The organism is Streptomyces aurantiaciflavus (assembly GCF_049808595.1).
In the GTDB taxonomy this organism is placed as follows: domain Bacteria; phylum Actinomycetota; class Actinomycetes; order Streptomycetales; family Streptomycetaceae; genus Streptomyces.
The window spans coordinates 185,768-212,360 of sequence record NZ_JBNCAQ010000011.1; the positions used below are offsets into that span (position 1 = coordinate 185,768).

At 70.6% G+C, this 26,593-nt stretch carries 22 protein-coding genes, 1 tRNA gene and 1 pseudogene; 12 read left to right on the forward strand and 12 right to left on the reverse strand.

Features of this window, described 5'->3' with window-relative positions:
- Nucleotides 1-145: 145 nt before the first annotated feature.
- Together ACPT94_RS15605 and ACPT94_RS15610 are read left to right on the forward strand one after the other, a co-directional pair.
- Entirely contained in the window at nt 146-2,437 is a 2,292-nt protein-coding gene (locus ACPT94_RS15605) for a (Fe-S)-binding protein (RefSeq protein ID WP_425246069.1), read from the forward strand.
- Between the two features lie 136 nt (nt 2,438-2,573).
- Entirely contained in the window at nt 2,574-3,617 is a 1,044-nt protein-coding gene (locus ACPT94_RS15610) for a Yip1 family protein (RefSeq protein WP_360346051.1), read from the forward strand.
- 137 nt (nt 3,618-3,754) lie between these two features.
- Here ACPT94_RS15610 and ACPT94_RS15615 read toward each other — a convergent pair whose 3' ends face one another.
- Both ACPT94_RS15615 and dcd read right to left on the reverse strand, forming a co-directional pair.
- Nucleotides 3,755-4,264, reverse strand: coding sequence for a phosphoribosyltransferase (locus ACPT94_RS15615; protein ID WP_360346049.1), 510 nt, complete (start codon nt 4,262-4,264; stop codon nt 3,755-3,757).
- Between the two features lie 23 nt (nt 4,265-4,287).
- Complete coding sequence (dcd, locus tag ACPT94_RS15620) at nt 4,288-4,863, reverse strand: dCTP deaminase (RefSeq protein ID WP_360346047.1); 576 nt, start codon at nt 4,861-4,863, stop codon at nt 4,288-4,290.
- A 525-nt stretch (nt 4,864-5,388) separates the two neighbouring features.
- Here dcd and ACPT94_RS15625 point away from each other — a divergent pair.
- Together ACPT94_RS15625 and ACPT94_RS15630 are read left to right on the forward strand one after the other, a co-directional pair.
- Nucleotides 5,389-5,459 (forward strand) — tRNA-Gly (locus tag ACPT94_RS15625).
- Between the two features lie 1,088 nt (nt 5,460-6,547).
- Nucleotides 6,548-8,254, forward strand: coding sequence for a SpoIIE family protein phosphatase (locus ACPT94_RS15630; protein WP_425246070.1), 1,707 nt, complete (start codon nt 6,548-6,550; stop codon nt 8,252-8,254).
- A 46-nt stretch (nt 8,255-8,300) separates the two neighbouring features.
- Here ACPT94_RS15630 and ACPT94_RS15635 read toward each other — a convergent pair whose 3' ends face one another.
- A complete protein-coding gene (locus ACPT94_RS15635) occupies nt 8,301-8,795 on the reverse strand; it encodes a hypothetical protein (protein WP_425246071.1) in 495 nt (164 codons plus the stop codon).
- A gap of 690 nt (nt 8,796-9,485) precedes the next feature.
- Between ACPT94_RS15635 and ACPT94_RS15640 the strand changes: the two genes are divergently transcribed.
- The 6 genes and pseudogenes from ACPT94_RS15640 (at nt 9,486) to ACPT94_RS15665 (ending at nt 13,258) form a co-directional block, all read left to right on the forward strand.
- Nucleotides 9,486-9,788, forward strand: coding sequence for a hypothetical protein (locus ACPT94_RS15640; protein WP_425246117.1), 303 nt, complete (start codon nt 9,486-9,488; stop codon nt 9,786-9,788).
- Between the two features lie 142 nt (nt 9,789-9,930).
- The gene (locus ACPT94_RS15645) at nt 9,931-10,182 is read left to right on the forward strand and encodes a hypothetical protein (RefSeq protein ID WP_425246072.1); all 252 of its coding nucleotides are present in this window, start codon (nt 9,931-9,933) and stop codon (nt 10,180-10,182) included.
- A gap of 61 nt (nt 10,183-10,243) precedes the next feature.
- Nucleotides 10,244-10,873, forward strand: a complete 630-nt coding sequence (locus ACPT94_RS15650) for a DUF5994 family protein (RefSeq protein WP_425246073.1) — start codon at nt 10,244-10,246, stop codon at nt 10,871-10,873.
- A gap of 330 nt (nt 10,874-11,203) precedes the next feature.
- Nucleotides 11,204-12,250 carry an acyl-CoA desaturase gene (locus ACPT94_RS15655; RefSeq protein ID WP_425246074.1) on the forward strand — a complete coding sequence of 349 codons (1,047 nt, stop codon included), beginning with the start codon at nt 11,204-11,206 and terminating at the stop codon, nt 12,248-12,250.
- A gap of 38 nt (nt 12,251-12,288) precedes the next feature.
- Nucleotides 12,289-12,687 carry a DUF5994 family protein gene (locus ACPT94_RS15660; RefSeq protein ID WP_425246075.1) on the forward strand — a complete coding sequence of 133 codons (399 nt, stop codon included), beginning with the start codon at nt 12,289-12,291 and terminating at the stop codon, nt 12,685-12,687.
- Between the two features lie 54 nt (nt 12,688-12,741).
- Nucleotides 12,742-13,258 (forward strand): annotated as a pseudogene (locus tag ACPT94_RS15665) (DUF5994 family protein).
- An 813-nt stretch (nt 13,259-14,071) separates the two neighbouring features.
- Here the strand turns inward: ACPT94_RS15665 and ACPT94_RS15670 are convergent.
- The 4 genes from ACPT94_RS15670 to ACPT94_RS15685 form a co-directional block, all read right to left on the reverse strand.
- Nucleotides 14,072-16,939: an FtsX-like permease family protein gene (locus ACPT94_RS15670; protein ID WP_360346045.1), complete on the reverse strand. Its 2,868-nt coding sequence runs from the start codon at nt 16,937-16,939 to the stop codon at nt 14,072-14,074.
- Complete coding sequence (locus ACPT94_RS15675; protein ID WP_360346043.1) at nt 16,936-17,673, reverse strand: ABC transporter ATP-binding protein; 738 nt, start codon at nt 17,671-17,673, stop codon at nt 16,936-16,938. Before ACPT94_RS15675 ends, ACPT94_RS15670 begins: the two co-directional genes overlap by 4 nt.
- Nucleotides 17,674-17,877: 204 nt before the next feature.
- Nucleotides 17,878-18,534, reverse strand: coding sequence for a PadR family transcriptional regulator (locus ACPT94_RS15680; RefSeq protein WP_425246076.1), 657 nt, complete (start codon nt 18,532-18,534; stop codon nt 17,878-17,880).
- 96 nt (nt 18,535-18,630) lie between these two features.
- The gene (locus ACPT94_RS15685; RefSeq protein WP_425246077.1) at nt 18,631-18,891 is read right to left on the reverse strand and encodes a hypothetical protein; all 261 of its coding nucleotides are present in this window, start codon (nt 18,889-18,891) and stop codon (nt 18,631-18,633) included.
- Between the two features lie 263 nt (nt 18,892-19,154).
- Between ACPT94_RS15685 and ACPT94_RS15690 the strand changes: the two genes are divergently transcribed.
- Complete coding sequence (locus ACPT94_RS15690) at nt 19,155-21,617, forward strand: HD domain-containing protein (RefSeq protein WP_425246078.1); 2,463 nt, start codon at nt 19,155-19,157, stop codon at nt 21,615-21,617.
- A gap of 198 nt (nt 21,618-21,815) precedes the next feature.
- Here the strand turns inward: ACPT94_RS15690 and ACPT94_RS15695 are convergent, their stop codons facing one another.
- From ACPT94_RS15695 to ACPT94_RS15715, 5 genes are all read right to left on the reverse strand, one after another.
- Nucleotides 21,816-22,223 (reverse strand): PIN domain-containing protein, encoded by a 408-nt coding sequence (locus ACPT94_RS15695; RefSeq protein ID WP_360346035.1) that lies wholly within the window; start codon nt 22,221-22,223, stop codon nt 21,816-21,818.
- Nucleotides 22,220-22,441 carry a type II toxin-antitoxin system VapB family antitoxin gene (locus ACPT94_RS15700; protein ID WP_360346033.1) on the reverse strand — a complete coding sequence of 74 codons (222 nt, stop codon included), beginning with the start codon at nt 22,439-22,441 and terminating at the stop codon, nt 22,220-22,222. Before ACPT94_RS15700 ends, ACPT94_RS15695 begins: the two co-directional genes overlap by 4 nt.
- Before the next feature lie 881 nt (nt 22,442-23,322).
- Entirely contained in the window at nt 23,323-23,721 is a 399-nt protein-coding gene (locus ACPT94_RS15705; RefSeq protein WP_360346031.1) for a PIN domain-containing protein, read from the reverse strand.
- A complete protein-coding gene (locus tag ACPT94_RS15710; protein ID WP_360346029.1) occupies nt 23,718-23,999 on the reverse strand; it encodes a hypothetical protein in 282 nt (93 codons plus the stop codon). Before ACPT94_RS15710 ends, ACPT94_RS15705 begins: the two co-directional genes overlap by 4 nt.
- A gap of 577 nt (nt 24,000-24,576) precedes the next feature.
- Nucleotides 24,577-25,443, reverse strand: coding sequence for an AraC family transcriptional regulator (locus ACPT94_RS15715; protein WP_425246079.1), 867 nt, complete (start codon nt 25,441-25,443; stop codon nt 24,577-24,579).
- Nucleotides 25,444-25,794: 351 nt separating this feature from the next.
- Here ACPT94_RS15715 and ACPT94_RS15720 point away from each other — a divergent pair, with 351 nt between their 5' ends.
- Nucleotides 25,795-26,568, forward strand: a complete 774-nt coding sequence (locus ACPT94_RS15720; protein WP_425246080.1) for a polysaccharide deacetylase family protein — start codon at nt 25,795-25,797, stop codon at nt 26,566-26,568.
- Nucleotides 26,569-26,593: the final 25 nt, after the last annotated feature.

Here is a 26,593-nt window from a genome sequence, read left to right on the forward strand (position 1 = left end):
GCGATCCAGATCACCCCGCACCCGGCTACAGTGCGACGGAAGATAGGGGTAGTCTCAGACGGACTGCATAAGTTACCGCTTAGTAATGTCGGCGGCCGCCGACGAACCCCCCGAACATCACCCCTCGCAGGCCCGAGGAGCCCCCATGCAACTCGCCGCGATCATCGTGTCGCTGGCCCTGACCGTGGTCGGCGTCGCCCTGCTCGCCCGCGCCATCGGCCAGTTCGTCCGGTACTTCAAGCTGGGCCAGCCGGTCCCGGCGGGCACCCGGACCGACAACCCCTACCAGCGCAGCGTGACGCTCGTACGCGAGTTCCTCGGCCACACGCGCATGAACCGGTGGGGCATCGTCGGTGTCGCCCACTGGTTCGTCGCGATCGGCTTCCTGACGCTGCCGCCGACGATCATCACCGCGTACGGCCAGCTCTTCCAGGCCGACTGGACGCTGCCCGTCATCGGCGGCTTCCTGCCGTACGAGCTGTACATCGAGTTCATCGCCGCGATGACCACCGTCGGCATCGCCACGCTGATGGTCATCCGCCTGCTGAACCTGCCCTCGCGGCCCGGCCGCAAGTCGCGCTTCGCCGGCTCGAAGATGGGCCAGGCGTACTTCGTCGAGTACGTCATCCTCACCATCGGCCTGGCCATCTACGTGCTGCGCGGCCTCGAGGGCGCGCTGCACCACGTGGACCACTACGAGGCCGCGTACTTCGCGTCGTACCCGCTGATCCTCGCCTTCAAGGGCCTGAGCGTCGCCGCGCTGCAGAACCTGGTCTACCTCTTCGCGATGATCAAGCTGGGCACGACCATGATCTGGATGATCACGGTCAGCCTGAACACCAACATGGGTGTCGCCTGGCACCGCTTCCTGGCGTTCCCGAACATCTGGTTCAAGCGCGAGGCGACCGGCGGGACCGCCCTCGGCGCGCTCCAGCCGATGACCTCCGGCGGCAAGCCGATCGACTTCACCGACCCCGGTGACGACGACGTCTTCGGCGTCTCCCAGGTCGAGCAGTTCTCCTGGAAGGGCCTGCTGGACTTCTCCACCTGCACCGAGTGCGGCCGCTGCCAGTCGCAGTGCCCCGCCTGGAACACGGGCAAGCCGCTCTCCCCGAAGCTGCTGATCATGTCGCTGCGCGACCACGCCCACGCCAAGGCGCCGTACCTGCTGGCCGGCGGCGGCAAGACGATGGAGGGCGAGGAGAAGGCGTCCGAGGAGCAGCTGAAGGACGTACCCGCCGCGGCGCTCGCGGAGGCCGAGCGGCCGCTCATCGGCACCGCCGAGGAGAACGGCGTCATCGACCCCGACGTCCTGTGGTCCTGCACCACCTGCGGCGCCTGCGTCGAGCAGTGCCCCGTGGACATCGAGCACGTCGACCACATCGTCGACATGCGCCGCTACCAGGTCATGATCGAGTCGTCGTTCCCCTCCGAGGCGGGCACGATGCTCAAGAACCTGGAGAAGAAGGGCAACCCCTGGGGCCTGGCCAAGAAGCAGCGCCTGGAGTGGACGAAGGAAGTCGACTTCGAGGTGCCGGTCGTCGGCAAGGACATCGAGGACCTCACCGAGGTCGAGTACCTGTACTGGGTCGGCTGCGCCGGCGCGCTGGAAGACCGCGCGAAGAAGACGACCAAGGCCTTCGCCGAACTCCTCCACATCGCGGGCGTCAAGTTCGCGATCATGGGCGGCGACGAGAAGTGCACCGGTGACTCCGCCCGCCGCCTCGGCAACGAGCCCCTGTTCCAGGAGCTCGGCATGGAGAACGTCATGGCCCTGAACATGGCGTTCGGCGAGGAGACGGACGACGAGGGCAACGTCACGCCCGAGTCGAAGAAGCCCAGGTCGGCGAAGAAGATCGTCGCCACCTGCCCGCACTGCCTCAACACGATCGGCAACGAGTACCCGCAGCTCGGCGGCGACTACGAGGTCATCCACCACACCCAGCTGCTCCAGCACCTCGTCGACGAGGGCAAGCTGATCCCGGTCACCCCGGTCGAGGGCATCATCACGTACCACGACCCCTGCTACCTGGGCCGCCACAACAAGATCTACACGCCCCCGCGCGAGATCATCGCCAACGTCCCGGGCCTGCGGAACGAGGAGATGCACCGCCACAAGGAGCGCGGCTTCTGCTGCGGCGCCGGTGGTGCGCGCATGTGGATGGAGGAGCGGATCGGCAAGCGCATCAACAACGAGCGCGTCGACGAGGCCCTGTCGCTGAACCCCGACATCGTCTCGACCGCCTGCCCCTTCTGCCTCGTCATGCTCACGGACTCGGTCAACGGCAAGAAGAACGACGGCAAGGCCAAGGAGTCCATCCAGGTCGTCGACGTCGCCCAGCTGCTGCTGGAGTCGGTCAAGACCCCGGTCGAGGACGAGCCGCCGGCCGGAGCGTCGGAGACGGAGAGCGAGCCGGAGCCGCAGCCGGTGAAGTGACCGGACCGAGCCGGTGAAGTGACCGTCGCCGGCGGTGCCTTGAGACGCCCCCCTGTCCCACGCGGACAGGGGGGCGTCGGCGCACGCAGCCGTCCCCCGGGGGGCGTACGGGTCTGCCAGGGTCTGCCCTTAGGGGATGTCACAGCTCGGCCGCAAAGCCGTGCCCGAACACCCCGGCCCCGCACGTCACTTCCCGGGACCAGGTACGTTCGATGACGTGGCTGGATTCAGGATCGGACGCGGCGGCCGGGACGGCCGCGCCCCGCAGACGCGACCCCAAGACCCTCCGTACGGGCAGCAGGCGCCCCAGGGGCCGTCGCACGGCTACCCGCCGGCGCAGCACCCGTACCCGCAGCAGCGGCCGCAGTACCGCGGTGGCCAGCAGCCCCCGTACGGCGGCGGCAGCGGGCAGTGGCCCCCGGCGAACGGCGGCGGCCAGGGCGGCGGCTACGGCCGTCAGGGCGACGAGCCGGAGTACTTCGGCGGCGACGACCCGTACGCCCCCGGACCGGGCGCCCCCGACCCGTACGCCGCGAACAACCCGGGTCACACCCAGGCCTTCTCGATCGACGACCACCAGCAGTACAGCCAGGGCGAGACCTACCACGCCGGCTCCACGGCCCCGTCGGGCCCGATCGGCCCGCGCCTGCACTGGAAGGAGCTGCTGAAGGGCGTCGTCCTGTCCCCCAACCAGACGTTCCTCCAGATGCGGGACTACACGATGTGGGGCCCCGCCCTCATCGTCACCTTCCTCTACGGCCTGCTCGCGGTCTTCGGCTTCGACGACACGCGCTCGGACGCGATCAACGCCACGCTGTCCAACGCGATCCCGATCGTCCTGACGACGGCCGTCGCGATGGTGCTGAGCTCCTTCATCCTCGGCGTCGTCACACACACCCTCGCCCGCCAGCTCGGCGGCGACGGCGCCTGGCAGCCCACGGTCGGCCTCTCCATGCTGATCATGTCCCTCACGGACACCCCCCGCCTGGTCGTCGCGATGTTCCTCGGCGGCGACGCGTCCTTCGTCCAGGTCCTGGGCTGGGCGACGTGGGTGGCGGCGGGCGCCCTGCTGACGATGATGGTCAGCCGCTCCCACGACCTGCCGTGGCCCAAGGCCCTGGGAGCGTCGGCGATCCAGCTGATCGCGCTGCTGTCGATCGTGAAGCTGGGCACGTTCTAGGGGCGGTAAGCCCGCGGACAATCCGCTCTGACGGCTCCGTGCCCCCGGCGCGGCTCCAGGAGACCGCCAACTTCTGAGGCCCCTCGGTGATTGATCACCGAGGGGCCTCAAGCGTGGCATGCGCATCCCGTCACGCCTCAGAGCGCTTCCTTGTTCTGCTTGGGTGCCTCGCCGGACCTGTGGACGGGAGGCAGGACACTCCACGGGAAGTTGATCCAGTCGTCGGTCCGCTTCCACACGTACTCGCACTTCACGAGCGAGTGGGACTTCTCATAGATGACGGCGCTGCGCACCTCGGCGACGGTGTCGAGGCAGAAGTCGCGGACCAGCTTGAGCGTCTTGCCGGTGTCGGCGACGTCGTCGGTGATCAGGACCTTCTTGTCGGAGAAGTCGATGACGTTGGGGACGGGGGCGAGCATGACGGGCATCTCGAGGGTGGTGCCCACGCCGGTGTAGAACTCGACGTTGACCAGATGAAGGTTCTTGCAGTCGAGGGCGTAGGCGAGGCCGCCGGCGACGAAGACGCCGCCGCGGGCGATGGAGAGCACGATGTCGGGCTCGTAGCCGTCGTCGGCGATGGTCTGCGCGAGCTCGCGCACGGCGACGCCGAACCGCTCGTAGGTGAGGTTCTCCCGTATGTCGCTCATGCCGGCCCCACTCATCCCCGTGCTCACACCTGCGTCCGATGGAAGTTGAGGAAGGACCGGGAGGCGGTCGGCCCCCGCTGGCCCTGATACCGGGACCCGTACCGCTCGCTGCCGTAGGAGTACTCCGCGGGCGAGCTCAGCCGGAACATGCACAGCTGGCCGATCTTCATACCGGGCCAGAGCTTGATCGGCAGGGTGGCGAGGTTGGAGAGCTCGAGGGTGACGTGTCCGGAGAAGCCGGGGTCGATGAAACCGGCGGTGGAGTGCGTGACGAGCCCGAGCCGCCCGAGCGAGCTCTTGCCCTCGAGTCGCGAGGCGAGATCGTCGGGGAGCGTGATGACCTCGTAGGTGGAGGCGAGGACGAACTCCCCGGGGTGGAGGATGAACGGTTCGTCCCCCTCCGGCTCCACCAGCCTGGTCAGGTCCGCCTGCTCGATGGAGGGGTCGATGTGGGGGTAGCGGTGATTCTCGAACACCCGGAAGTAGCGGTCGAGACGCACGTCGATGCTCGACGGCTGCACCATGGATTCGTCGTAGGGATCGATCCGCACCCGCCCGGCGTCGATCTCGGCCCGGATGTCCTTGTCAGAGAGAAGCACGCCCCGAGGATACGCAAGGCGCGCGGACCCGCCACCATCAGGACGACTCCGCGCGCCAGGCTGTCTCTCTCGCGTCGCTACCGCTTCTCGAGCACCACCGGCACCGCACTGCGGAGCCGGGCACACCGAGGACACCGGACGAGCCGCCCGGGACCGAGTCGCTCGGCCTGCTGCATCGGGAACGAAGCGGTGCTGAACACGTGCCCATCGGCACAACGGACGACGGTGCGCTCCATCAAGTCCTAGAGTCCCTTCCCCAAGAGCCGCGTCACGTCTGGCTGGGATGCCGTGACGACAAACGCCACATTACGGGACGAGCGGGACGGCCCTCCAGGCGGCACTCCGACCCCTCCCGGAGCCTCTCCCACCCCTCCACCGTACGCCCCAACTCCGGTCCCCCGCAGCCGGATCCCACCCTCGAAACAGACTCGGGCCCCACGGCTTCAACGCCGGGGGCCTGGGATGGGGTAGAGTGACGGGGCGATCAGACACCGGTCGGGATCATCCTCCCAACGGGCGTCTTACGCGGGTGTAGTTTAATGGTAGAACATCAGCTTCCCAAGCTGAGAGCGCGAGTTCGATTCTCGTCACCCGCTCTTGTCAAAGCCCCAGGTCAGCGATCTGGGGCTTTGTGCATTGGGGCGTTTCCCGACACGTGACGCCCCCGAAGATTGGGCACGCGGAGGGCACGAGTTCCTGGGCGTGCCTTGGAGCCAGCTGCTGGAAGGGCCGCTGACCTGCGATTTCACTCCGGTGATCAGCGCGCCTGCCAGGGAAAGCCCTCAGCTTCGCCGTCCCCCGGCGAAATCCTGCCGCCTCTGCCCTGTGAGGGGACATTGGATCCCGATGGCGGGCGCCTCTACTCGTCCGATGGGACGAGACAGGCGAGGTCCGGGTATTGCCCGACAACGAACCGGAGGCAAGGCGCCGCCGTCTCCGGGGCGGCTTCTGGATCGACCACCGCATCCCGGCGCGCCCCGGCGGACGAACTGGACCTTCTCCAGGCCCGAACGCCCGCGGAGGTCGCGGAACGCTTGCGGACTGCGACCAAGGCAGTGATCCAGGCGGCATCGGCGGGACTGCGCACTTCCGAGATGGAGGACAACCAGGGGCCCTGGACCCCCGCGGAAATCGCCGAGTACGACCAACTGTCAGACCAGCTGAGCTGCCTGACCGCTCCTCGGTGGCAGCCATCACGTACCAACGCCTGTGAGGCGCCCGGAGCCCGCGGGGCTGAGGGGCGGGAACGGCTCCAGCACGTCGACCACGACGATGTCGACGGCCGTCACCGCCAGCCCCAGCGCCTGGTCGGCGGCATCGATGACCGATCGGCGTACCTGATGGCCCCTGTCGGGCCCTTGAGACGGGCCCAGCACGGTCGACGGGCGGTTCCCCGACCGTCCGCCGTCGGCTCCTCCTGGACGATTCTCCGGGGCCCGCATGAGCCCATGCACATGCGGCCGGCTCGTGCGTGCCGAGCGCGAGCGGGGAACAACCTCCCCGCAGACCGGCTCGGCGACGACCACTACCCGTACCCGTCGTACACCATGGGCAGTAGGCAAGGTCGCCGAGCTGACCGGTGCCAAGGCGGGGGACCATCGATTCACTGGTGTGTCGGTCTGCCGATGCGTCCGCGGTCTTCGGCGAGGGTTTCCATGACTGGAGGGGCGGCGTGGTGGAGGGTATGGGAGATGAGGGGCGGTGGTGGTCGGCGGCCGAGCCGGGTTTCTGGCAGCAGGTCGTCGGGCAGCTGGGCACGGCCCTGATCGTGGTGGACCCCGCCGGACGGATTCTCGCGGTCAACCCGGCCGCCGAGCGGCTGCTGGGTCGCGCCGCCGCGGCGATGCGCGGGGAGGACGCACACGACTTGCTGCACCGGGACGCGCACGGCGGCAGGATCCCCCGGGAGCAGTGCCCGCTACTGCGGGCCGGGGCCGAGAGGGCCGAGGCGCGGGGGGAGGGCGACATCTGTGTGCGCGGTGACGGTGGCCTGATCGCGATCTCCTGGTCCGCTTCTCCCCTGACGGACGACAGCGCCTTCATGGGCATGGCCGTGCTGTTCACCGACGCCGCCGGCGACCGCAGCGCGCGTCGGGAGCGTGCGGCTTATACACGTGCACTGGAGGACCTCACCGAGCGGCTGACGCTGGTCGCGGAGATCACCGACGTGCTCGGTCAGACGCTGGAGACCGATGAGGCCCTCGCCCGGCTGGGCCGCCTGCTGGTTCCCCGCCTCGCCGACTGGGCGGCGGTCGACCTCCGGGTCGGTTCCGGACAAATCCACCGGGTGGCGGTGACGGGTCCCGAGGGCCGGGACGCCGCACAGGAGGACTGGCGCGAGCGCCTTCCCGAGGCCGGGGAGGAGGCCCGCTCCCCTCTGGTCCAGGTGCTGAACGGCGGTGATCCCGTCCTGCAGCGCGAGGCGGACGTGGCCGCACCGACCGCCTCTGCCCTGGCCGCCGTCCACAGCGGCTTCCTGCGGGCCGCCGGCGCGACGTCCGCCGTCACGGTGCCGCTGGGCGCCCGGCGGCAGATCACCGGCGCCCTGACGCTGGTGCGCACGGACCCGGCGCACCCCTTCGACGCCGACGACCTGAAAGTGGTGAGCGACATCGGCCGCCGGGTCGGCCTGGTCATCGACAACGCCCGCCGCTTCGGTCGCCAACGCGCCGTCGCCGAGGCCATGCAACGCAACCTGCTCGCCCCACTGCCCCAGCCCGGCCGCCTGCGGCTGGCCGCCCGCTACCAGCCCGCCCCGGCCGGCTCCCAGGTCGGTGGCGACTGGTACGACGCGTTCGAGCGGAAGGACGGCACGCTCGCGCTGGTCATCGGCGACGTCGTGGGCCACGACCTGACCGCGGCGGCCGGCATGGCGCAACTGCACGGCATCCTGCGCTCGCTGGCCTGGGACCACAGCGGCCCGCCCGGCGCCGTCGTCGACCGCCTCGACGACGCCATGCCCGCCATCACCACCGTCCCCATGGCCACCCTCGTCCTCGCCCTGCTCGAAGGCAGCCCGCACACCGGTCCGTGGACGCTGCGGTGGACCAGCGCGGGGCATCCGCCGCCCCTCCTGCTGACCCGGGATGGACAGGCGAAGTACCTCGAAGCGGGACAGGGCCTCCTCCTCGGTGTCCCTCCGGGCACCGGCGGCAGCCGGCCGAGCGCCGCGCAGTCCCTTCCACCGGGTTCCACTCTCCTGCTCTACACCGACGGCCTGATCGAGATCCCCGGCAGCGACCTGGACACCGGCCTCGCCCGTCTGCGACGCCACGCGCTCGCGCTCGCCCACGAACCGCTGGACACGCTGTGCGACCAACTGCCCGCCCGCATGCCGCCCGGCAGCACCGACGATGTGGCTCTCCTCGCCCTGCGGCTGCCGACGCCGTGAGAGCCGTGACCGCCGTGACGCGGGACGTGCTCAGGTTCTCAAGTGCTCAGGTCTCGAGGACCAGGACGCGGAACGGGCCGAGCGGGGCCGTCCGAGTGTCACCCTCGATGTACCGCCACCCCCAGGACCGCAGCGCCTCGACGGCCCTGTGGTCGGAACGGTTCACCAGCGTGACGCCGACGGCGGCACCGTGGTCGGTGAGCAGCCGTTTCTGCAGGCGCCGGGCGAGGTTCCAGGCACGGTCCTGGTTCTGCCGGCGCACGCGGGACGGAACGTGGATCCCGGAGATCACGAAGAGACGTCCGGAGGCGGCGAGACGGAGCAGCCTCCCCGGAAGGTATCCGTCGAAGCCCTCCCACCAGGGCCCGTCGGCGCGTACGGGGAAGCCGTAGGCGCATCCGGTCAGCGCGGTGGTCTCCGCGATCAGCAACTCGAATCCCGGTCGCCGTACGTCGGCCGCCAGCCGTCGCAGGAAGGCGCCGCGGGCCTGGTTCCACGCCCAGGGGCCGCCGCCGGAGGTCTCCGCGTACAGATCGCCCAATTCCTGAAGATGATCCTCGATCTGATGCCGGGTCAGCGGACGGACACGTTCGCCCTCGCGGGGCGAGGAGCCTCGTTCCGGCCTCGGCGGGCGTGGCTTCCGCGTGCTGCGCCGGTCCGGGCCGGTGGGCCGCCCATGGAGCTCTGTGGTCGTCGGCGGAACCGGCACGTTCACGGTCATGAGACGAACCCTGCCCCGGGCACGGGCGGATCCGGCCCGGCGTCGTCGGTCGCCGAGAGCGGCACCGGTGTCCGAGCCGGTGCGCGACATGCCCTCGGTGTCTCCCACCGTACTCCCGGCCGCGCACCCCCTGTGGACCGACGGTGTCCGAGAACGCCGAGGCGGGTACGAGGCGGTGCCGTCCGCTCCCCCTCGGGCGCACGGGAGTACGGTGGATGTACCGAGGGCATGTCGCACACCGGCTCCCGCGCCGGTCTCGTCCTCGGCGAGACACTTCGCCGGAAGCCCCGCGCAACGCAGGGGTTTCCGGAGACAGGTCAGCACGATGACCTCGACCCTCGATACGTCCCCCGCCGCCGACGTGTGGCCAGAGCCCGACCCGCGCAGGGCCGTACTGCTGCTCTTCACCACCGGCACCACCGCATCATCGCCACCACACGCCCGTGGGACGGCAGGTCCACTTCTCCCGAGCGCCTCTCGCGGTCGGCCGACCGTCAGGCCGTGACCGCCATGAACACCGCCGTCAGCATCGCCGCGTTCCTCGTGCTCATCGCCGTCGGAGCGTACGTGATCCACCGGCTCAACTCGGCGCACGCCGAAAGGATCGCCTCGCGTTCCTACAGCCGCTTCCTTCCCGGCCGCCCAGCCGCCGCCGACCGCGCCGCCGGCACCACCGCGCCGCCCCCACCGCCCTCCGCCCCGTCCACCGCGCACGAACGTCGCGACCATCGCGACGGCGGCCGGGGACGGTTCCGACCGCGCCGCCGCCGGGACCGAACCACGCACAACAAGCCGCATGCCGCAGGGCGTTGAGGCCAAGATGCCCCACAGGACAGAGGTCACATCCATGCATTCGTCGCCCCGCCGCAGCCACGGCACAGGCACCGGCACCGGCAGCACACACGGCACAGGCGAAGATCCGCCGGCATACGAGACCGCGGACGGTGATCCCCCCGTGGGCGAACTCGCGGAGGTCCGCATCATCGCCGCCGACCCCGACATCGCCCAACGGGTGGCGCAGCTGCTGCGCCGGAACTTCCGCTGCGACGAGCCACGCAGCTACCCAGCGGGCCCCGACGGGCGCGACACCTTGCTCCATCTCACCGTCGACACCGGGCACGTCGCCGCAGAACCCTCCGCCGAGTCGCCCTGGCTGACCACCAGCCACACCCAGGCACGACGCGCCCACACCGACGAGCCGGGCTGACCCCGGCCCACCGCAGCACCGGCAGTCGTACGACGGCCGCCCGAGGACAGGAACCTCGACCATGAACCCGCCCACCGGCACAGGCCCACCGCCCAGGGCCGGCGACCGCGCCCCGGCCCGCCCGGAACGCACCTCACCGCGCCCTGCCCGGCTCGCCCTGCGCCCGCCGACCTTCCCGCCCGGTCCCGTGTGCGGCGCCTGGTGGCCCCGTACCGACGACCTGATGACCGAACTGCCCGCGCTCACCGAAACGTTCGACGCGACGCGAGGACGTGTGTCGCGCATGGCGTCCCACCGCGACACCTGGCCGGCGGCGCCCTGCGACCTGCCCGTGACCGGGCACACGGTGAAGGCCGCGTGGTTCGCGTCCGGTTTCGACCCGCACATGATCCGGCTCTTTGCGTACGGCGTCGGACGCTGGGACCTGCTCGTCGTCCCGCCCCGGACCGATACCGCCACGGCCGCGCGGCTCATGGCCGCGGCGGCCGATCCCGCGCTCCACCTCACCGCGAGCGAGCTCCTGGCGGCCGAGCGACGCCGCCACGCCGAGGACGAGGCCGTACGCGAGCAGGGGCAGACGGAGCAGTGGGAAGACGAGGGCGGAGCACCGAGGCGCCCCTCGGCCCCGCTCTCCCCTCCCGCAACTGTTACGGTCCGTCACCCCCTTTTCGCTTTCCGCCAGGTACGCTGAGGACCGAGGGCACGACGCACACCGGCGACGGACCGGCTTTCACTCCTGGCACACCACGACACCGGGCGGTTCATCGCCCGGACGGGTTCCGCATCATGGCAACCTTTGCCACCCGCCCTCGACGCGGATGTCGTGGCAACCGCGTATCCGCAGGCGACCGGCACGCAGCCGGAACACCGCCCCACCCCCAGCGGCGCAGGAGAGCGTGGCCTCACCTGACGGCCGCCCCTCCACGTCACCACAGCAGCCGAGCACCCGGCCGCGCCTTCCCCGGCCTCTCGTCTCGGCCGGTGGGAGGAATCCCCTTCACCGAGGCCGAGGAGCCCCGTCATGCCGTTCGATTCGTCCGCGACCGTTCCCTCACCGGCGGCGGTCCCGCCGGATCCCGTCCGCCCGCCTCAGGGGCACGACGGAACGGCGCCCTTCCCGTCCGACGGCCCGGCGCCCGCCCGCGGTGGCGCCGAGCGGGTGTACGTGGCGGTGACGGCGGCGATCGTCGTCCTGCCGTTCCTGGCGCTCGGCGCGGTCGGCTGGTGGCTGTGGGGAAGCCTCATCCGTCCCGCCGACATCGTCCTCGCGCTGGTCCTCTACGCGGTCACGGGCCTCGGCGTCACCGTCGGCTTCCACCGCGGCCTGACCCACGGCGGCTACCGGGCGGTCCGGCCGGTGCGCATCGCGCTGGCGGTGGCCGGGTCGATGAGCTTCCAGGGCGACGTGATCAGCTGGGTCGCCACGCACCGCCGCCACCACGCCTTCACGGACCGGCCCGGCGACCCTCACTCCCCGTACCGCTACGGCACTCATCTGCGCGGCCAGTTGCGCGGATTGCTGGACGCCCACGTCGGCTGGCTGTTCCGCAACGACCCCACGTCCGCCGACCTCCCCCACGCTCGGCTTCGCTCGCGCGGGGGGACCCCCATCGCCCCCGACCTGCTGGCCGACCGCGACATACGCGCTGTCGCCCGTGCCTTCCCGGCCCTGTGCGTCCTCACGCTGGCACTGCCGTTCGCGATCGGCTGGGCAATCGGCGGCACCTGGGTCCACGCGCTGACCGCCGCGCTGTGGGCAGGGCTCGTCCGCATCGCCCTGCTCCATCACGTGACGTGGAGCGTCAACTCCCTGTGCCATGTGCTGGGCAAGCGACCCTTCCGTACCCGCCGTCACGACCGGGCCACCAACCTGTGGCCGCTGGCCCTGCTCTCCTTCGGCGAGAGCTGGCACAACCTCCACCACGCCGACCCCACCAGCGCCCGGCACGGCGTCGACCGGGGCCAGATCGACCCGTCGGCCGCCACCATCCGCCTCCTCGAACGCCTCGGCTGGGTGCACGACGTGCGCTGGCCCACGTCGGACCGGCTCGCCGCCCGCCGCGCCTGACCCGAACCAACCGCTCCACAACCGTCGAAGGAAACAGCATGATCGCCACAGCGCCGCCCTCACCGCCCACCCGCCCTCTCCTCCGCCTGCGCCTCGCGCCCCACAGCTCGCTGCCACGTCGCCTTGACGGCGTGTGGTGGCCGCATTCCTACGACCTCCTGGCAGAGCTTCCGCAGCTGCTCACCGCTTTGCCGCGCGCCTGGGGGCACATCGCCGGCGTCACGGTGAACGGAGCGTCCTGGTCCGCGGCTCCTGGCCGGATGCTCGTCGCCAACCAGGTCGTACGGCTACGGAAGACGGTCGCAGTGCACGTCCCGGACACCGTTGTCCTGCTCGCCCCCGGCCACGGCCGCTGGGACCTGCTGGTGGTGCCGCCCGGCACCACCGAGGAGGCGGCCGAGCCGATCATTGCCGCCGCGCTCAGCGACCGCGCCTGACACGGCAGGAGTAGCGTGGACGCGAGGAGTGCCCCGAACAGGCAGGTGAGCACGATGCCTGATCCCGACTCTGCGCCTCCGGCAGGAGTTCTGGCGGACGGTGTGCACGAATCCATGCGTCCCGGAACGGCACTCCTGCGGCTCACCACCACTCACGAACGCCGGAGCATCCTCGACGGTGCGTGGTGGCCCCGTTCCAGGGATCTCACCGCCGAACTGCCCGGTCTGATCAGCGCACTGACCGAGCGCCTCGGACCGATCACACGGATCGGCCTGGACTCCGCGGCCTGGGACGAAATACCGACACGGATGACCGTCGACCACCGTGTGGTGCACATCGACGTCTTCTTCGTTGGCGACGACACCGCGCTCGTGACCCGAGGGGACCAGGACCACTTCTCCCTGCTCGTGGTCCCACCGGACACGCCCCCCGACGCGAGCCGCGATGACCGAAGCGGTCCGTACCGGCAGCCCCAAGCAGGCCCAGCAGATCCTGATCGACACCGGTACGGATCAGACCCGTCCGACCGGCCCGACCACTGCGGACGGCCGTCGGCGGGAGGACCGGTGACTCCGGCTGAGCTGCCCACGACGACGACGGCAGCGGCACACGCGCCCATCGCCGGAGGTCAGGGCGCTGTGGCCGGAGCATCAGGCGGATCCCGCCCCCTTGTCCGGGGTCGACGACATGGATGCGTCCAGACCACGGTTCTGCGCGACATACCCTCAGCTTCTACTGGACGATTCTCCAGATGCGCATGAGCGAAGGCGCACGCGGCCGGCTCGTGCGTTGTCGGCGCGCGAGCGGAGAGGAACGTTGCCCGCGGCCCGGAAACACGTCTGTCGGATGTCGTGCCCTTGGCGTGCCCGTAAGAACGGAGAACCACGGTCAATCACGGTGCGATCCAAGCTGCAGGCGTGGGGATTCAAACCGCGTAGGGGCAGGTCAGACGCGACGCACCCCGCAAGCGCCGTCGCTTCCCAAGCTGAGAGCGCGAGTTCGATTCTCGTCACCCGCTCCATGATGAAACCCCAGGTCAGCGGCCTGGGGTTTATTTGTTGTCTAGTCCAATGTGGTGGCTCCGTGCCCTCCGCGTGTCCTAAGTCGCGGGCGAGTAACGCACAGAAGGGCCTTCGAGTGCCGCTTCAGGCGCCACGAGGCCGAATCATCTCTCATCGCGAGACGCATTTTCGGTGACCTGGGTCACAAGGTGCGCGAAGGTCGACCAAGTCGCGTAAGCAGAGCAGCAGTTGTCAGGTGGGCCAGTGCCGCTGCTCACGCGGTCGTCGCGCTCCGGAGCCCCTCACCGGGACGGGGACTACCTCCTGCCCCTGGACGAGGGTGATCCACCCTCGTCCAGGGGCACGGTCCGGCAACGGAGGCTCAGTGCGCGGCGCGGCGGGCCAGCGCCCCGCGCGAGCGGGTCACCAGCGCGGCCAGCAGGGCGGCGCCGAGGGGCACGGCCACCAGGAGGGCGGCGAGTGTCTCCCAGGGGACGACGATCGGCACGTACGGAGGGGCGTCACCGGCGCCGCCCCAGCCATTGTCGAGAGCCTCCTGGTAGAAGCGCATCTGCTCGCGCTCCTCGGTGAGCCGCAGCCCGACCGCGGGCAGGACACCGGCAGCCGAGCCCAGGACCACACCCATCGCGGCGACCACACCGCACTGGAAGCCGCTGAGCGTGCGGCGCACCCGGGGCGGGGCGCCGACCGCGGCGAGCGTCTTGAGATCGGCCTCCGCGTCGGCCTGGGCGAGACCGGTGGCGATGCCGGCCGCACCGATGGTGACCAGGCCGGCGAAGACGGTCAGCGCGAGCAGGACGAGCCCGTTCTCGTCGACCCAGCCCTGCTCCACGGTCAGCTCGACGTTGCTGCCGAGCTTGGTGATCTCGGCGTCGAGCTTCTGCCGCTCCTCGGTGCTGGGCAACCGGTCGGTGCTGAAGAAGGCGCCGAGGGGGACGGTGGTCAGCCCGGCGGCCTTGGCGGCGGCGGGGCTGAGCACGCTCTCCAGTCCGTAGGAGTCGGGCGAGCCGGCCACCTGGTAGGCGGGGAAGGACTTCAGCTCGCCCGGGACCGGCTTGTTCTGCTCGGCGGCGCGGTCGGCGGCCTTCGGGTCGGTGATCAGCTTGATGCCGACGGTGCCGTTCCTGTCGACCTGGGGCTTGTGGAAGCTGAGGAGCTTTCCGTCGGCGAGGGCCTTGGCCGCGCCCGGGTCGTCGATGCCGAGGACCTTCAGGAGCGGGGCGTCGGCGATGAGGAGACCGCCCTCGACGTAGATGCCGTTGCCGTCGCGCGAGAGGCAGCGCCAGTCCTTGGCGAGCGCGCGCCGCTGCTCCTTGGTGTACTTCTCCGCCGGGTCGGAGCCGTCGGGGGTACTGACCCACAGCGGGCACTCGTTGGCCGGCGGGATGACGACCTCGAAGCGGCCACAGCCCTCGCCCTCGCCATACGGGGCGCAGCCGGGCTTGCCGACGGCGATCCGGAACACGTCGGCGCGGACGTCGACGGGCAGCGTCCGCTGAACGGCGTCGCGGACCGCGGGGACGTCCCGGCCGCCCTCCTCGGTGACGAGCGCGGCGACGGCCCCGTACGGCAGGCTGGCCCGGTACTCGGCCAGACTCTGGGCGTCGTGGCTCGCGGCGTACGTCGAGACGGCGACGGTGCCCGCGACGGCGGCCAGGACGGCGGCGACAGCGGGTGCCGTACGACCCCGGTTGCGGACGGCGTCCCGCAGGGCGAGGCGCGGCGAGAGCGGCAGCCAGCGGCCGGCCCGGCCGAACAGGCCGACCAGGGCGGGCGTCATGGCGACCACACCCAGTTCGGCGATGGCCGAGCCACCCGCGACCAGGACGAACTGGTCGGAGACGACCGAGCCGTACAGGGCGATGGCCGCGCCGAGCAGGAAGGCGCCGAGGCCGATCAGCGGCAGCACGCGGTTGCTGCGGCGCACGCCGCGACGGCCGGTGAGGGAGGCCAGGACGGTCTGCCGGGAGGCGGTGACGGCCGGGACGATCGCGGAGAGCAGGCCGGTGAGGACGGCGAGCGCGGCGATGGCGAGCAGTTCCAGCGGCTTGACGGTGAAGCCGCCGAACCGCTGCCCCATGTAGTCCTCGAGGAGCGGCCGAAGGGCGAAGGTCAGGATCAGGGCGAGGACCGTGCCGACCAGGGCCGCCGCGACGCCGATGACGAGGCCGCCGCTCAGCATGATGGCCCGGATGTGGCTGCGGGCACCGCCGTTGGCGCCGACGAGGCCCAGCTGGCGGCGGGAACGACGGGCACCGACGGCGAAGGCGGGACCGGCGAGCAGGCAGATCTCCAGCATCGCCAGGCCGACGACCGTGCCCACGGCGGCGAGCGCGGCGGCGTCGGCGGCCCCGCTGCTCTCGTAGTTGGCCCAGCCTTCCTTCTGGTAGAGCGGCACCTCGGAGTCGGCGGGCGGGTCGAGGGCCACGGCGCGCGAGGTGACCAGGACGCCCTTGGCGTTGATCGCCTGGACCGTGTTCCACGTGAAACCACCGGACTTCTTCACCAGGTAGGTGGTGGAGACGTCGGGCTTCGGCAGTCCGGCCTTCTCGACCGCCTTGGCGTACGGCGCGAGGAAGGCCCCCGGCAGGACGTTGACCTGCTGTGCCGTGAGGTCGCTGGGCAGCTCGTACGAGCCGCTGATCACATAGGTGCGGTCGAAGCCGCGGGCGGTGAGGGTGGAGCCGACGGACAGCCCGCTGCTCTCCAGGAACCGGGTGGTCGCGGCGATCTCGTCGTTCTTCTCGGGGAAGCGGCCCTCCTGCAGCCGCATGATGCCCCGGGCGACGGGATCGGCGGCGGCCAGCTCACGTACCTCGGCCTGGAGCAGACCGTGCCTGGTGGTCAGCTTGGCGCTGCCCCTGCTGTCGGTCAGCACCGTCGAACCGGCCGGGATGGTCTTGGTGACATCGGTCGGGCCGTCGGGCCAGGACTTGCCCGGCGAGTCGTAGTCCCCGGCCGGGGTGTGCTGCTCGCCGCTGGGGTCCTGCAGGATGGCCACGCCGGCCGTCCGGGCGTCGGAGAAGCGGGCGTCGGCGGCACCCAGGGTGCGCTCCATCCGCTGCGCGGGGGTGAGTTCGGCGCTGCGCACGGTCAGGTCCAGGGCGCTCACGCCCAGGATCGGCAGCGCGATCATGGCGAGGACGAGGAAGCTGCGGCCCTTGGAGCGCCAGGCGTCACGGCGGGCGATGCGGACCGCGGCCCGCCAGGAGTGGAACCAGGTCGTCACCGCTGGGCCGCCCGGCCGGTCAGGAGCGACTCGGCATCGCTGCGTAGGGTCTGATCGACGACGGCGCCGTCCCGCAGGAAGACGACCCGGTCGGCCCAGGCGGCGAACCGCGGCTCGTGGGTGACCATGATGCCGGCGGCTCCGGCGTCGCAGCGGGAGCGCAGCAGGGCCAGCACGGACTCGCCGGTCTCGGAGTCGAGGGCGCCGGTGGGCTCGTCGGCGAGGACGAGCCGGCGGTCGCCGACGAGGGCGCGGGCGATGGCCACGCGCTGCTGCTGGCCGCCGGACATCTCGTCGGGGAACCGGTCGGCGAGATGGCCGAGGTCCATCTCGGCGAGGGCGGCGAGGGCCTCGGTGCGGGCCTTGCGGGCCGATATGCCGTCCAGTTCGCGGGGCAGGGCCACGTTCTCGGCGGCGGTGAGGGCCGGGATGAGGTTGTAGTCCTGGAAGACGTAGCCGATGCTGCGGCGGCGCAGGGCGGCGAGCCCCTTGATGCCGAGGGCGGTGACGTCGGTGCCCTCGACGAAGACCTGCCCGGAGGTGGGGGTGTCGAGGCCGCCGGCAATGGTGAGCAGGGTGGACTTGCCGGAGCCCGACGGGCCCATGACGGCGACGAGTTCACCGGGGTGGACGTCGAGGTCGATGCCGCGCAGGGCGTGCACCTCGGTGGCGCCGGAGCCGTGGACGCGGGTCAGGTTCTGCAGACGCAGCACGGGCTGCTGCTGTGTGGACATGGTTCCCCCTCGGGCGTACGCCGGCGAACGGCCGGACGTCGGTGCGACGGACGGTCGTTGGTGGCGCCGTGCGTACGGTATGGGTCTGGTCGGGTGGTTCGGAGTCTTCAGGTGGTACGGGTGGGTCGGGTGGAGCCGGTGGACTCGGTCGGCCCTGTGGATCCGGTCGTTCGGGTGCTCAGGGCCGGTCGTGAAGGGCGGACATCACGGGCGGTGGCGTGCGGCCCCCTCTGCCCCGGCCCCCGCCCGCGCCCCCATCTCCGCCGCTCCCGCTGCCGCCCCCGGCGAGGCCGGCTCCGGCCCCGCCGCCGGGGCGGTCGACGAGAGACGGATCAGCCGGGACTCGCAGTGGTCGAGCCAGCGCGCCTCGGCCTCGGTCTGGAAGATCAGCTGCTCCAGGACGAGGAGCCAGGCGATGTCGTCCCGCTCCCGGGCCCCGTTCTTCTCCACGGCGGTGAGGGCCTGCGCCTTCAGCCGGGTGTAGTCCTGCATGGCCTTCACGGTGTGCCGGCGCTGGGACTGGATGACGTCACGGATGTCGACCCCGGGCGCCCCGACGGCCATGGCCAGCTTGATGGCCAGCTCGTCACGGGCCGGGCTGGTGCGGTCGACGGGGTTCTCGAACCAGCTGCGAAGTTCGGCGCTACCGCTGTCGGTGATCGCGTAGAGCGGGTGGCCGGCCTCGTCCTCGCCGTCCTGCACGACCATGCCGTCGCGTTCGAGCCGGCTGAGCGTCGTGTAGACCTGACCCACGTTGAGCGGCCAGGTGGAGCCGGTGCGGGACTCGAACTCCGTACGGAGCTGTGAGCCGTAGCGCGGGCCGCGTTCGAGGAGGGCGAGAAGCCCGTGGCGGATGGACATACCGAGTATGTATACCGAGTAAGTCCGCGTGGACAACCGTCCTGAGGCGGACGCCGGAGGTCCGACTCAAGGGGGACCCGGGCCGTCGCGAGCCGCTCAGCGGCGGCGCAGCCGCACCGCGAGAAAGCCGATGCCGAGGCCCACCAGAGCCAGCCCCATGCCCAGTGTGAGCACGGGAATCCGCCGGTCGGAGAGGTCGAGGGGGGCCTCGGTGCCGGTCCGGTGAGCGGCCGCCGGCAGCTCCGCGGGCGAGCTCTCGGCGGCCGGGGCGTCCGTCTCGGGTACCGCCTCGACCCCCTCGTCCGACTCCTCGGCGGGCTCCTCCTCTGTTGCCGTTTTGGTACGAGGGGGCTTCACCGGGCTCGTGGAGGACGGCGAGCCGGAGGGGTCGGCCGGTCGGCCGGGCCGCTCCCGGCCCTCCCCCGCCGACCGCCCCGCGAGGGAGGCGGAGTCGTTGGGCGCGGGCGCGTCGGGCGGCCCCGACGGCTCGGGGGCCGCCGGACGGGCGGGTCCGGCGGGTCCGGAGGAAGGCGACGCCGACGGGGCGGACGGGCGATCGGGCGGGGTGGGTGCGGCGGTCGTGGCCGCGGAACCGTTCGGAGCGAGGGCGTGAGCGGGCGGTGCGGGGGAGACCGTCGCCGTGGCCGGGCGCGAGGGGGCCGGCGGGCGCGGGACGGACGGGATGGTGGGCGGCCCGCCTCGCCGTCGGCGCTCCGCCGGACGACGAGCGGCTGCCGCCGGACCGTCACGTCGTCCGCGGAACATCGTGGCGCCTGCGCGTGCGCCCCCTCGCGGCGCTGCTGCGGCTCGCTGGGATGCTCGCCTTCGACACTCGGTGTCTGCCTGAGATCCTCGCCGAGCATCTCGCCGTCTCCGATCCGGTGGTGCCCAGCGAGGTTGTCACCGTGCTCCGGGACGCCTACTGGTACCTCGACCAGGACGGGAGCACCCCCTCGTATCTGCATCTGGACGCGGTCTGCCCTCATCCGGCGATCCACGCGGCACTCGCCTCGGTCGTCGAGGACGCCGACGATCTCGGTCACCTGCTGCGGGAGTCGGCTCGCCGCCTCCCGCAGGACGAGGCCGCGCTGCTGCGAGGACTCCCCGCACGGCTGTCCGACCACGGGCTGCGACCTGACCGCGAGCACGGCATGGACTCGTACGACGTTCGGCTCGCCCGGTTCTCGCTGGCGCAGACGGAGATCCGCCGTTTGCTGATGGGCGAGAAGCTGTACGACGGAGAGCCCGAACTCGCGCTGCGGAAGCTCTATCAGAACGCCATGGACGCCTGCCGCTACCGGGAGATGCGCGGCCGGTATCTGCGAGATCTCGGCCGGGAACCGGCGCAATGGGCGGGCCGGATCCGCATCGAGGTGGGCGAGGACAGCCGCGGTCGTTACGTCGAGTGTGTGGACAACGGCGTAGGCATGACGCTCGACCAGCTGAAGAACACCTTCACCCGGGCCGGCCGCCGCTTCGACCAGTCCCATTCCTTCCGTCGGGAACAGGCAGCATGGCTTCGCCACGACAGTTCGCTGCGGCTGTATCCCAACAGTCGTTTCGGTATTGGTGTCTTCAGCTACTTCATGCTCGCCGACGAGATGACGATCGTGACCCGCCCGGTCGGTCCGGACGGTGGCCCGGCCAAGAAGGCACTGCGTGTCGAGATCCCGGTCAGCGGCAGTCTCTTCCGCGTACGGGAGGAGGACGAGGAGGGCGGCGCGGCGTTGCCCGAGGGCGGCACGCGCGTCCGGCTGCACCTGCGCCGTGCGGGGGCCCTGCCCGGGGGCTCCGCTGTGTCCGTGCTGCGCTCTCTCATCCTGATCAGCGAGTTCCGGCTGGAAGTGTGCGACCAGGACGGCGCCGAGGAGACCTGGCTGCCCGGATGTCTCAAGTCCGGAGAGAGTCCGGGTTCGTTCTCGACTCGCTTCGCCTTCGAGGCGGTGCCGGGCACGTTGTGGTGGGTCTCGGGCGACGGGGCGATCGTGTGCGACGGGATCGCCGCGGACAAGCGGACCTTCGGGTACGTACTCAATCTGTCGGGCGCGTATGCGGGCGAGCTCAGCGTCAACCGCAAGAAGTTGGAGAGATACGACACCCTGTGGGCACGGGAGCAGTTCCGGCGAGGCGCCCAAGTACTGTCCGACGCCGTGGGGTTGGAACTTCAGTGGCTGTGGAGCATGGAGTCCCGTGAGCCCTCGGTCGCTCGCATCCTCTGGCAGGCCCTGCGGGATCAAGGGGTGCTCGCGTCGGACCCCCTCGGCCGGCAGGTGAACCTCGACGAGGTCGGCTGGTTCAGGCTGGACTCCTCGCTGGACGATCGACGCAACAGGAGGCACGGGGAGGAGGTCTCCGAGGTGGTCCGGCCCTGGCGGCTGGCCGTCCTCGGCCCCGAGTACCACACTCGGCACGAGGCGGTTCCGCTGTCACTCTCCGGTCACCCCGTTCCGCAGCCAGGCTGGTCTGACATCGCGGCGAAGGTCGAAGGCGACTGGCGTACAGCGGTTCTGGTGGCCCACGAACAGGACACGAGCGTGGCGGAGGTGCTCCGCGCGACGCGAAGCCTGCGTATCGCCCATCCGCAGCTGGCGGGACCGGCCGTTGTCGGTCACGGCGACCTGGACTGGAAACCGGAATTCACCGACTGGTACGTCATGAAGGGGCTCCTGGGCAGCAAGCCCGATCCGCTGGACGGCCTCGCCATGACCGGCTGGGGGCGCCCCCAGCCACCCAAGCGACGGGCCGCCAATGAGATTTACTACCGGCACCCGCCCGGGGACCTCTCCGGCATCGCCCGGCGGGAGGTGGCCCGGGCGACACGGGCACTGGCCTGGGCCTACCTGTGCTGCGTCCTCGGAGTAATCCTGGTGGTGGGGGCTCTCGTCGTCGCATGGGTGACGACAAGTGATTCCGGCATGCAACCAGTCGTCGTACGGACGAACACCGATGTACTGTGCGGCGGGCTGATCGTCGCCGACCAGCATCACGTGGAGATCAGCTCCGATACGGACGGCAAAGTCTCGTTGCCATGGACGGCCGTGGTGAGCGTAAAACCTGGCAGGACGTGCGACGGAGCGCCGTAGCCCAGTGCTTGGAGTCGCGGCGTGCGTCAATACGTCATCCGGTAGGGCCGTACCGTTGGGAGGAGGACTCCTCCAGGTGAGCCACCACTGCGGCGTAGAACCGGTGTACGGCGTCGTCGACGCTGCGGACGAAGCCGGGCTCGGCGTTGCCGCTGCCCAGGTCTGCCTGGCTTGCGGCGGGGCCGGCCACAAAGCGCCTCAGGAGACGTCGTGGATGTTGTGCTCGGTGAGGTCGGACGCCCGAGCGATGGCACGGTAGTCGGCGTCGTCGTGGAGGACGGCCAAGCCGTGGTGGGCCGCGGTGGCAGCGATCACGAGGTCCACCGCCGAGGCACTGCGATGCTCCCCGGCCTGGGCCATACGGTGTTGCACACCGCCGATCCAGCGCCCCGCGTTCTTCGGCACCGACACGTCGGGGTAGAGATCGGTGAACATCTCCACGATCTCGTCGTACTCGCGTCCGGTCCGGGCGCTGTGAAGAAACTCGGTGCGTTGCACATAGCAGGATGCGATGGCCCCGGCGTCGATCGCGTCGTACCAGGCCGATTGCAGTTTTGAATCACGGAGCAGCCGGACCAGGCCGGACGTGTCGAGCAAGTAGATCACCGGCTGTGCTTCTCCGCACGGTGCAGGCGCTCGGCGTCCTCGACGGCGCCCCACTCACGCGCGCGCTCGAAATGACGGCTGATGCGCGCCGCACGCTCCTGCTGCTCGGCGTAGAAGTGCAGAGCGAGATTGACCGCCTCCTTCTTGGTCCTGACCCTGGCCAGAGTCATGGCGCGCTCCAGGGCGTCGTCATCGATGTCAATCTGGGTCACAGACATGCGGCACCTCCCGGACGATGTTGGTGATGTACATCGAAGAATACTTCACCAACATCGTCGCGGCCACGTCTTCAGAGTCGGATCTACAGTCGCAACGGACACTCAGGCCAGCCCGGCAGACGATGCCGACCCGCCGATGACGAAGCGCCGCGCGCACATATGACTCGATCGCTGGTGGTACTCGTGCCCATAACGTGCCCGTAAGAGCGGACAACCACGGCCAACAACGGTGAGATCGGGGCCGCGCAACGGTGATGGCGCGATGAATCTGCGCAGGTCAGCAGCCATCCAGCCGCGTAAGCGCCTTCGCTTCCCAAGCTGAGAGCGCGAGTTCGACTCTCGTCACCCGCTCTTCGCGAAGCCTCAGGTCAGCGACCTGGGGCTTGCTTTACCGGGGAGCCGTTGCGGCGTTTATGAGTGCCTCTGCCCCCGAGATTGGGCACGCAGAGGGCACGCGCGCCTTGAGAGGGTGCCCTCATCGCGTCGCAGTGTGGCGCTGACCTGCACTTTCGCGTAGATGAGCTGGGGGCGAGCCCTCAGCCCGCTGTTCCTGGGCGATGGTGGACACCCCGTCCTATTCGTGCTTCGTCGTGTGGGCGGTGCACAAGCCCCTTGTGTGGGAGTGGGCACTTGACCGCCGAGGGTCCTGGCGTCAGAGCGGGAGGTCGTCGACTGCCCCTAACCGTCGCTCTCGCCGCGGGGCGAGCCATGCCCCCTCTTCGATGTCGTCGTAACGCACGCGGACGTCCTGGATGCCGAGGCCACGCGGTTCGGCGCGTGATCCGCACGGCCTGGACCCTCGGCGCTCTCCGCGACGCTCGCGCCGAATGGTGCCGGCGCCGCAGCCAAGGCGCGCGTCGCGTCCAGGGCGGCCTGATGCCTCAGACCTTCTCCGTGCTCACACGTGCATGCTCGGCAGCGAGCAGCCCGATGTCTTCTACATCGGAAGTCAGGATCGTCACCCGGCCGGGATGCTGCAGGGCGGTCGCGCACAGCATGGCGTCGATGGCGTACTTGTGGCCGTGCAGCCCCGCTGCGCGCAGCAAAGCGGCAGCGGATTGCGCGACGGACTGGGTCACCGGCTCGACACTCAGGCGGGACAGGGTCCACTTCAGCGCGGCGTGGTTGATCTTCGGGTGGATCACTTCGACCAGTACGGCGGCTGAGGTGACCACGGGCAGGTCCGCGTCGCGAGCCGCCGTCAGCCACTCGTGGATTTCCCGATCACGCTGTACGGCCTTCGCCAGGCCCTCGCTGTCCAGGACCAGGGCACCGCTCACGCGGCCGCCCCTGCATGTGAAGCGCCGCCGGTCAGCCGGGCACGCTTGGCCGCCACGGCCTCGGGGTCGGCCGGGCCGTGCACCTTGTCGAAGTCCGCGATCAGCTCGTCGAGGTTGTCCCGCTCGATCTGCCGCTGGGCCGCCTTCTCCAGGTAGGCCGAGACGCCCCGCTTGCCGACCCGCTCACGGATCGCCTGCAAAGTTCCGGCAGTCAGAGTGACGGAGATACCGCTGGTGGGGCCGTCGCCGGGCAGGAAGTCCACGTCGTCATCAGTCACGCTTCGAGTATGCCATTGAATATGGCATAGCGGGTGGCGGCGCGCGGGATTCCAACCGGATGGCGGAGAAAGCCGGCGCCGGAGGCTGACGGGTGCTGTGCAGCCGCAACGCCGCTTCAGGCAGCTGGTCTCCGCACGGGGCTGCCCGTGCGGAGTTGTCCCCCGCTGGCGCCGACCTCCCCCATCTGAGATTCCGTGCCCTCCGCGTGCCCGTAAGGGCGGAAAACCACGGTCAACAGCGGTGTAAACCGGCCCACGCGACCACCCCAAGGTACAGCTATCTGCGCTGGTCAGAGCCATGGAGCCCGCGCAAGCGCCGTCGCTTCCCAAGCTGAGAGCGCGAGTTCGATTCTCGTCACCCGCTCCATGTGAAACCCCCAGGTCATTGACCCGGGGGTTGTTTGCTGTCTGGACCAGTGGGCGGGTGCCGCACCGCGAGCACACCATCAGCCCGCCGAGGAGTCGTCGGTGTGGTGCGCACTCGCTTCTTGCCGCAGCACGGAGTCAGGGTCAGGCGACGAACCAGGGCCTCGCTGGGTTCCCGGAGGCCCTGGCTCCGGGCGGCTTACCGCTTTGTTCAGCCGCGCTCGGGTTCGACCGGGAGCCACAGTTCGGCGTCGGCCTCGGTCTTCTCCGGCGACAGGCGGGTGCGCAGGATCTCAGGGCCGGTGCGGGTGCGGTACGGGTTCGAAGGGAACCACTCGGTGAAGACGTCCCGCCACAGCTCCTGGATGGCCTGTGGCGCCGGCCCGGAGGTGGTGAAGACCGCCCAGGTGCCGGCCGGGACGGCCAACGTGGTCGTGCCCTCGGGAGCGGCCTCGGAGGTGATCACGCCGTGGTAGTAGTCGAGTTCGGTGCCCTCGGCGCGGCTGGGGTCCAGGTCGTCGCAGACCGCGACGATGCCGTGCGGCTGCTGGTCCGACAGCTTCTCCAGGCGCTCCAGGGTCCGCGGGTCGATCCCGCGGACGAAGTCCATGATCGCCTGGTTCGGCCCCGCATGCACCAGCGGTACCCGGGCCTTGAGCCCGACGACGGCGAACTCCGCCTTGTCCACAACGCGGTATCGCATACTGCTGCTCCCTTCGACGGTGAGGCGGAAGGCCATCCGGGACTGGGAGCTGAGCGCGGCGCCGGTACGCCGGGCCTCGCCCGGTCCGATGCCGTGCATGGCACGGAACGCCCGCGCGAACGCCTCGCCGGAGCCGTAGCCATGGCGCACCGCGATCTCCAGCAGCGTCTCACGCCCCGCGAGTACGTCGGCGCCCGCGAGGGTGAGCCGACGGCGCCGGATGTACTCCGACAGCGGCATGCCCGCGAGCGCGGAGAACATCCGGCGCAGGTGGTACTCCGAGGTGGCCGCGACGCGTGCCAGCTCCCGCACGTCGATGTCCTGGTCGAGATGGCGCTCGATGTGCTCCATGGCCTGGTTCAGCCGCTCCAGCACCCCCGGTCTCCTTCCTCTTGACGACCACCACGCTAGGCAGCGCCTGCCATGCCGGACCCGACATCCTGTGCCCGATCAGGTCGGGTGCACGAGGGAGCCCGGAAGGGCGAGCGGCAGAGCGCTGCCTCCGGCCGGGGCTCGGCCGACACCGGGATGGACGTGATCAGGAGCGGCATCGTCCTCGGCCGAGCCGCCCGGTTTCGGCCGCTGCTCGTCGAGTTGTCCGTGAACTCCCCCGGGATTGTCCGCGATCGGTAACGGGCGGATCCCGGGGCCGCCGCCCCTCGTCCTGCCAGGTGGTCGCAAGGTGACCGAGGATCGGGCGAGCAACTGGGCGAAAGCGGGGCGGACATGGCACGGCACGGCGGCGGACGGGGCTGGTACGGCAAGGTCGTCGGGGCGGCGCTCGGGGTGACGGTGCTCGCCGCCGGTGCCTCGGTGTGGGCCGCGCAGGCCGGCGCCGTGGGTGGCTCGTCGCCGAAGGCTGCCGCGTCGGCCACGCCGGGCGGTGCCGTCAAGCCGGTCGCGGTGACCATCGCGCACGCCTCGGACAAGGGGCCCCGCGGCGTCAACATCACCATCGACGACGGCCCCGACCCCGTGTGGACCCCTCACATGCTCGACGTGCTGCGGGAGTACGGGGTGAAGGCCACGTTCTGCATGGTGGGGACGCAGGCGCAGGCCCACCCGGACCTCGTGAGGAAGGTCGTCGCGGCCGGGCACCGGCTGTGCGACCACTCGGTGTCGCACGACACCACCATGGACAAGAAGTCCCAGGCCTACCAGTCGCAGCAGATACTCGACGCCGAACGCATGATCACCGAGGCGTCCGGGGGCGTACGGCCGATGTACTACCGGGCGCCCGGCGGGGCCTTCACCCCCTACAGCCGCACGCTCGCCGCCTCCCGCGGCATGCGCCCGCTGGGCTGGAACGTGGACTCCAAGGACTTCGAGCGGCCGGGCACGGACGCCATCGTCGCCACCGTCGAGCGGGAGCTGCCGGGCGGGCCGACGCTCCTCTTCCACGACGCGGGAGGCGACCGTTCCCAGACCGTCGAGGCCCTGCGCCGGCTCCTCCCCCGGCTCAAGGAGCAGGGCTACTCCTTCGGCTTCCCGGTGCGCTGAGTCCCGGACCCGGTCGGTCCCGGGG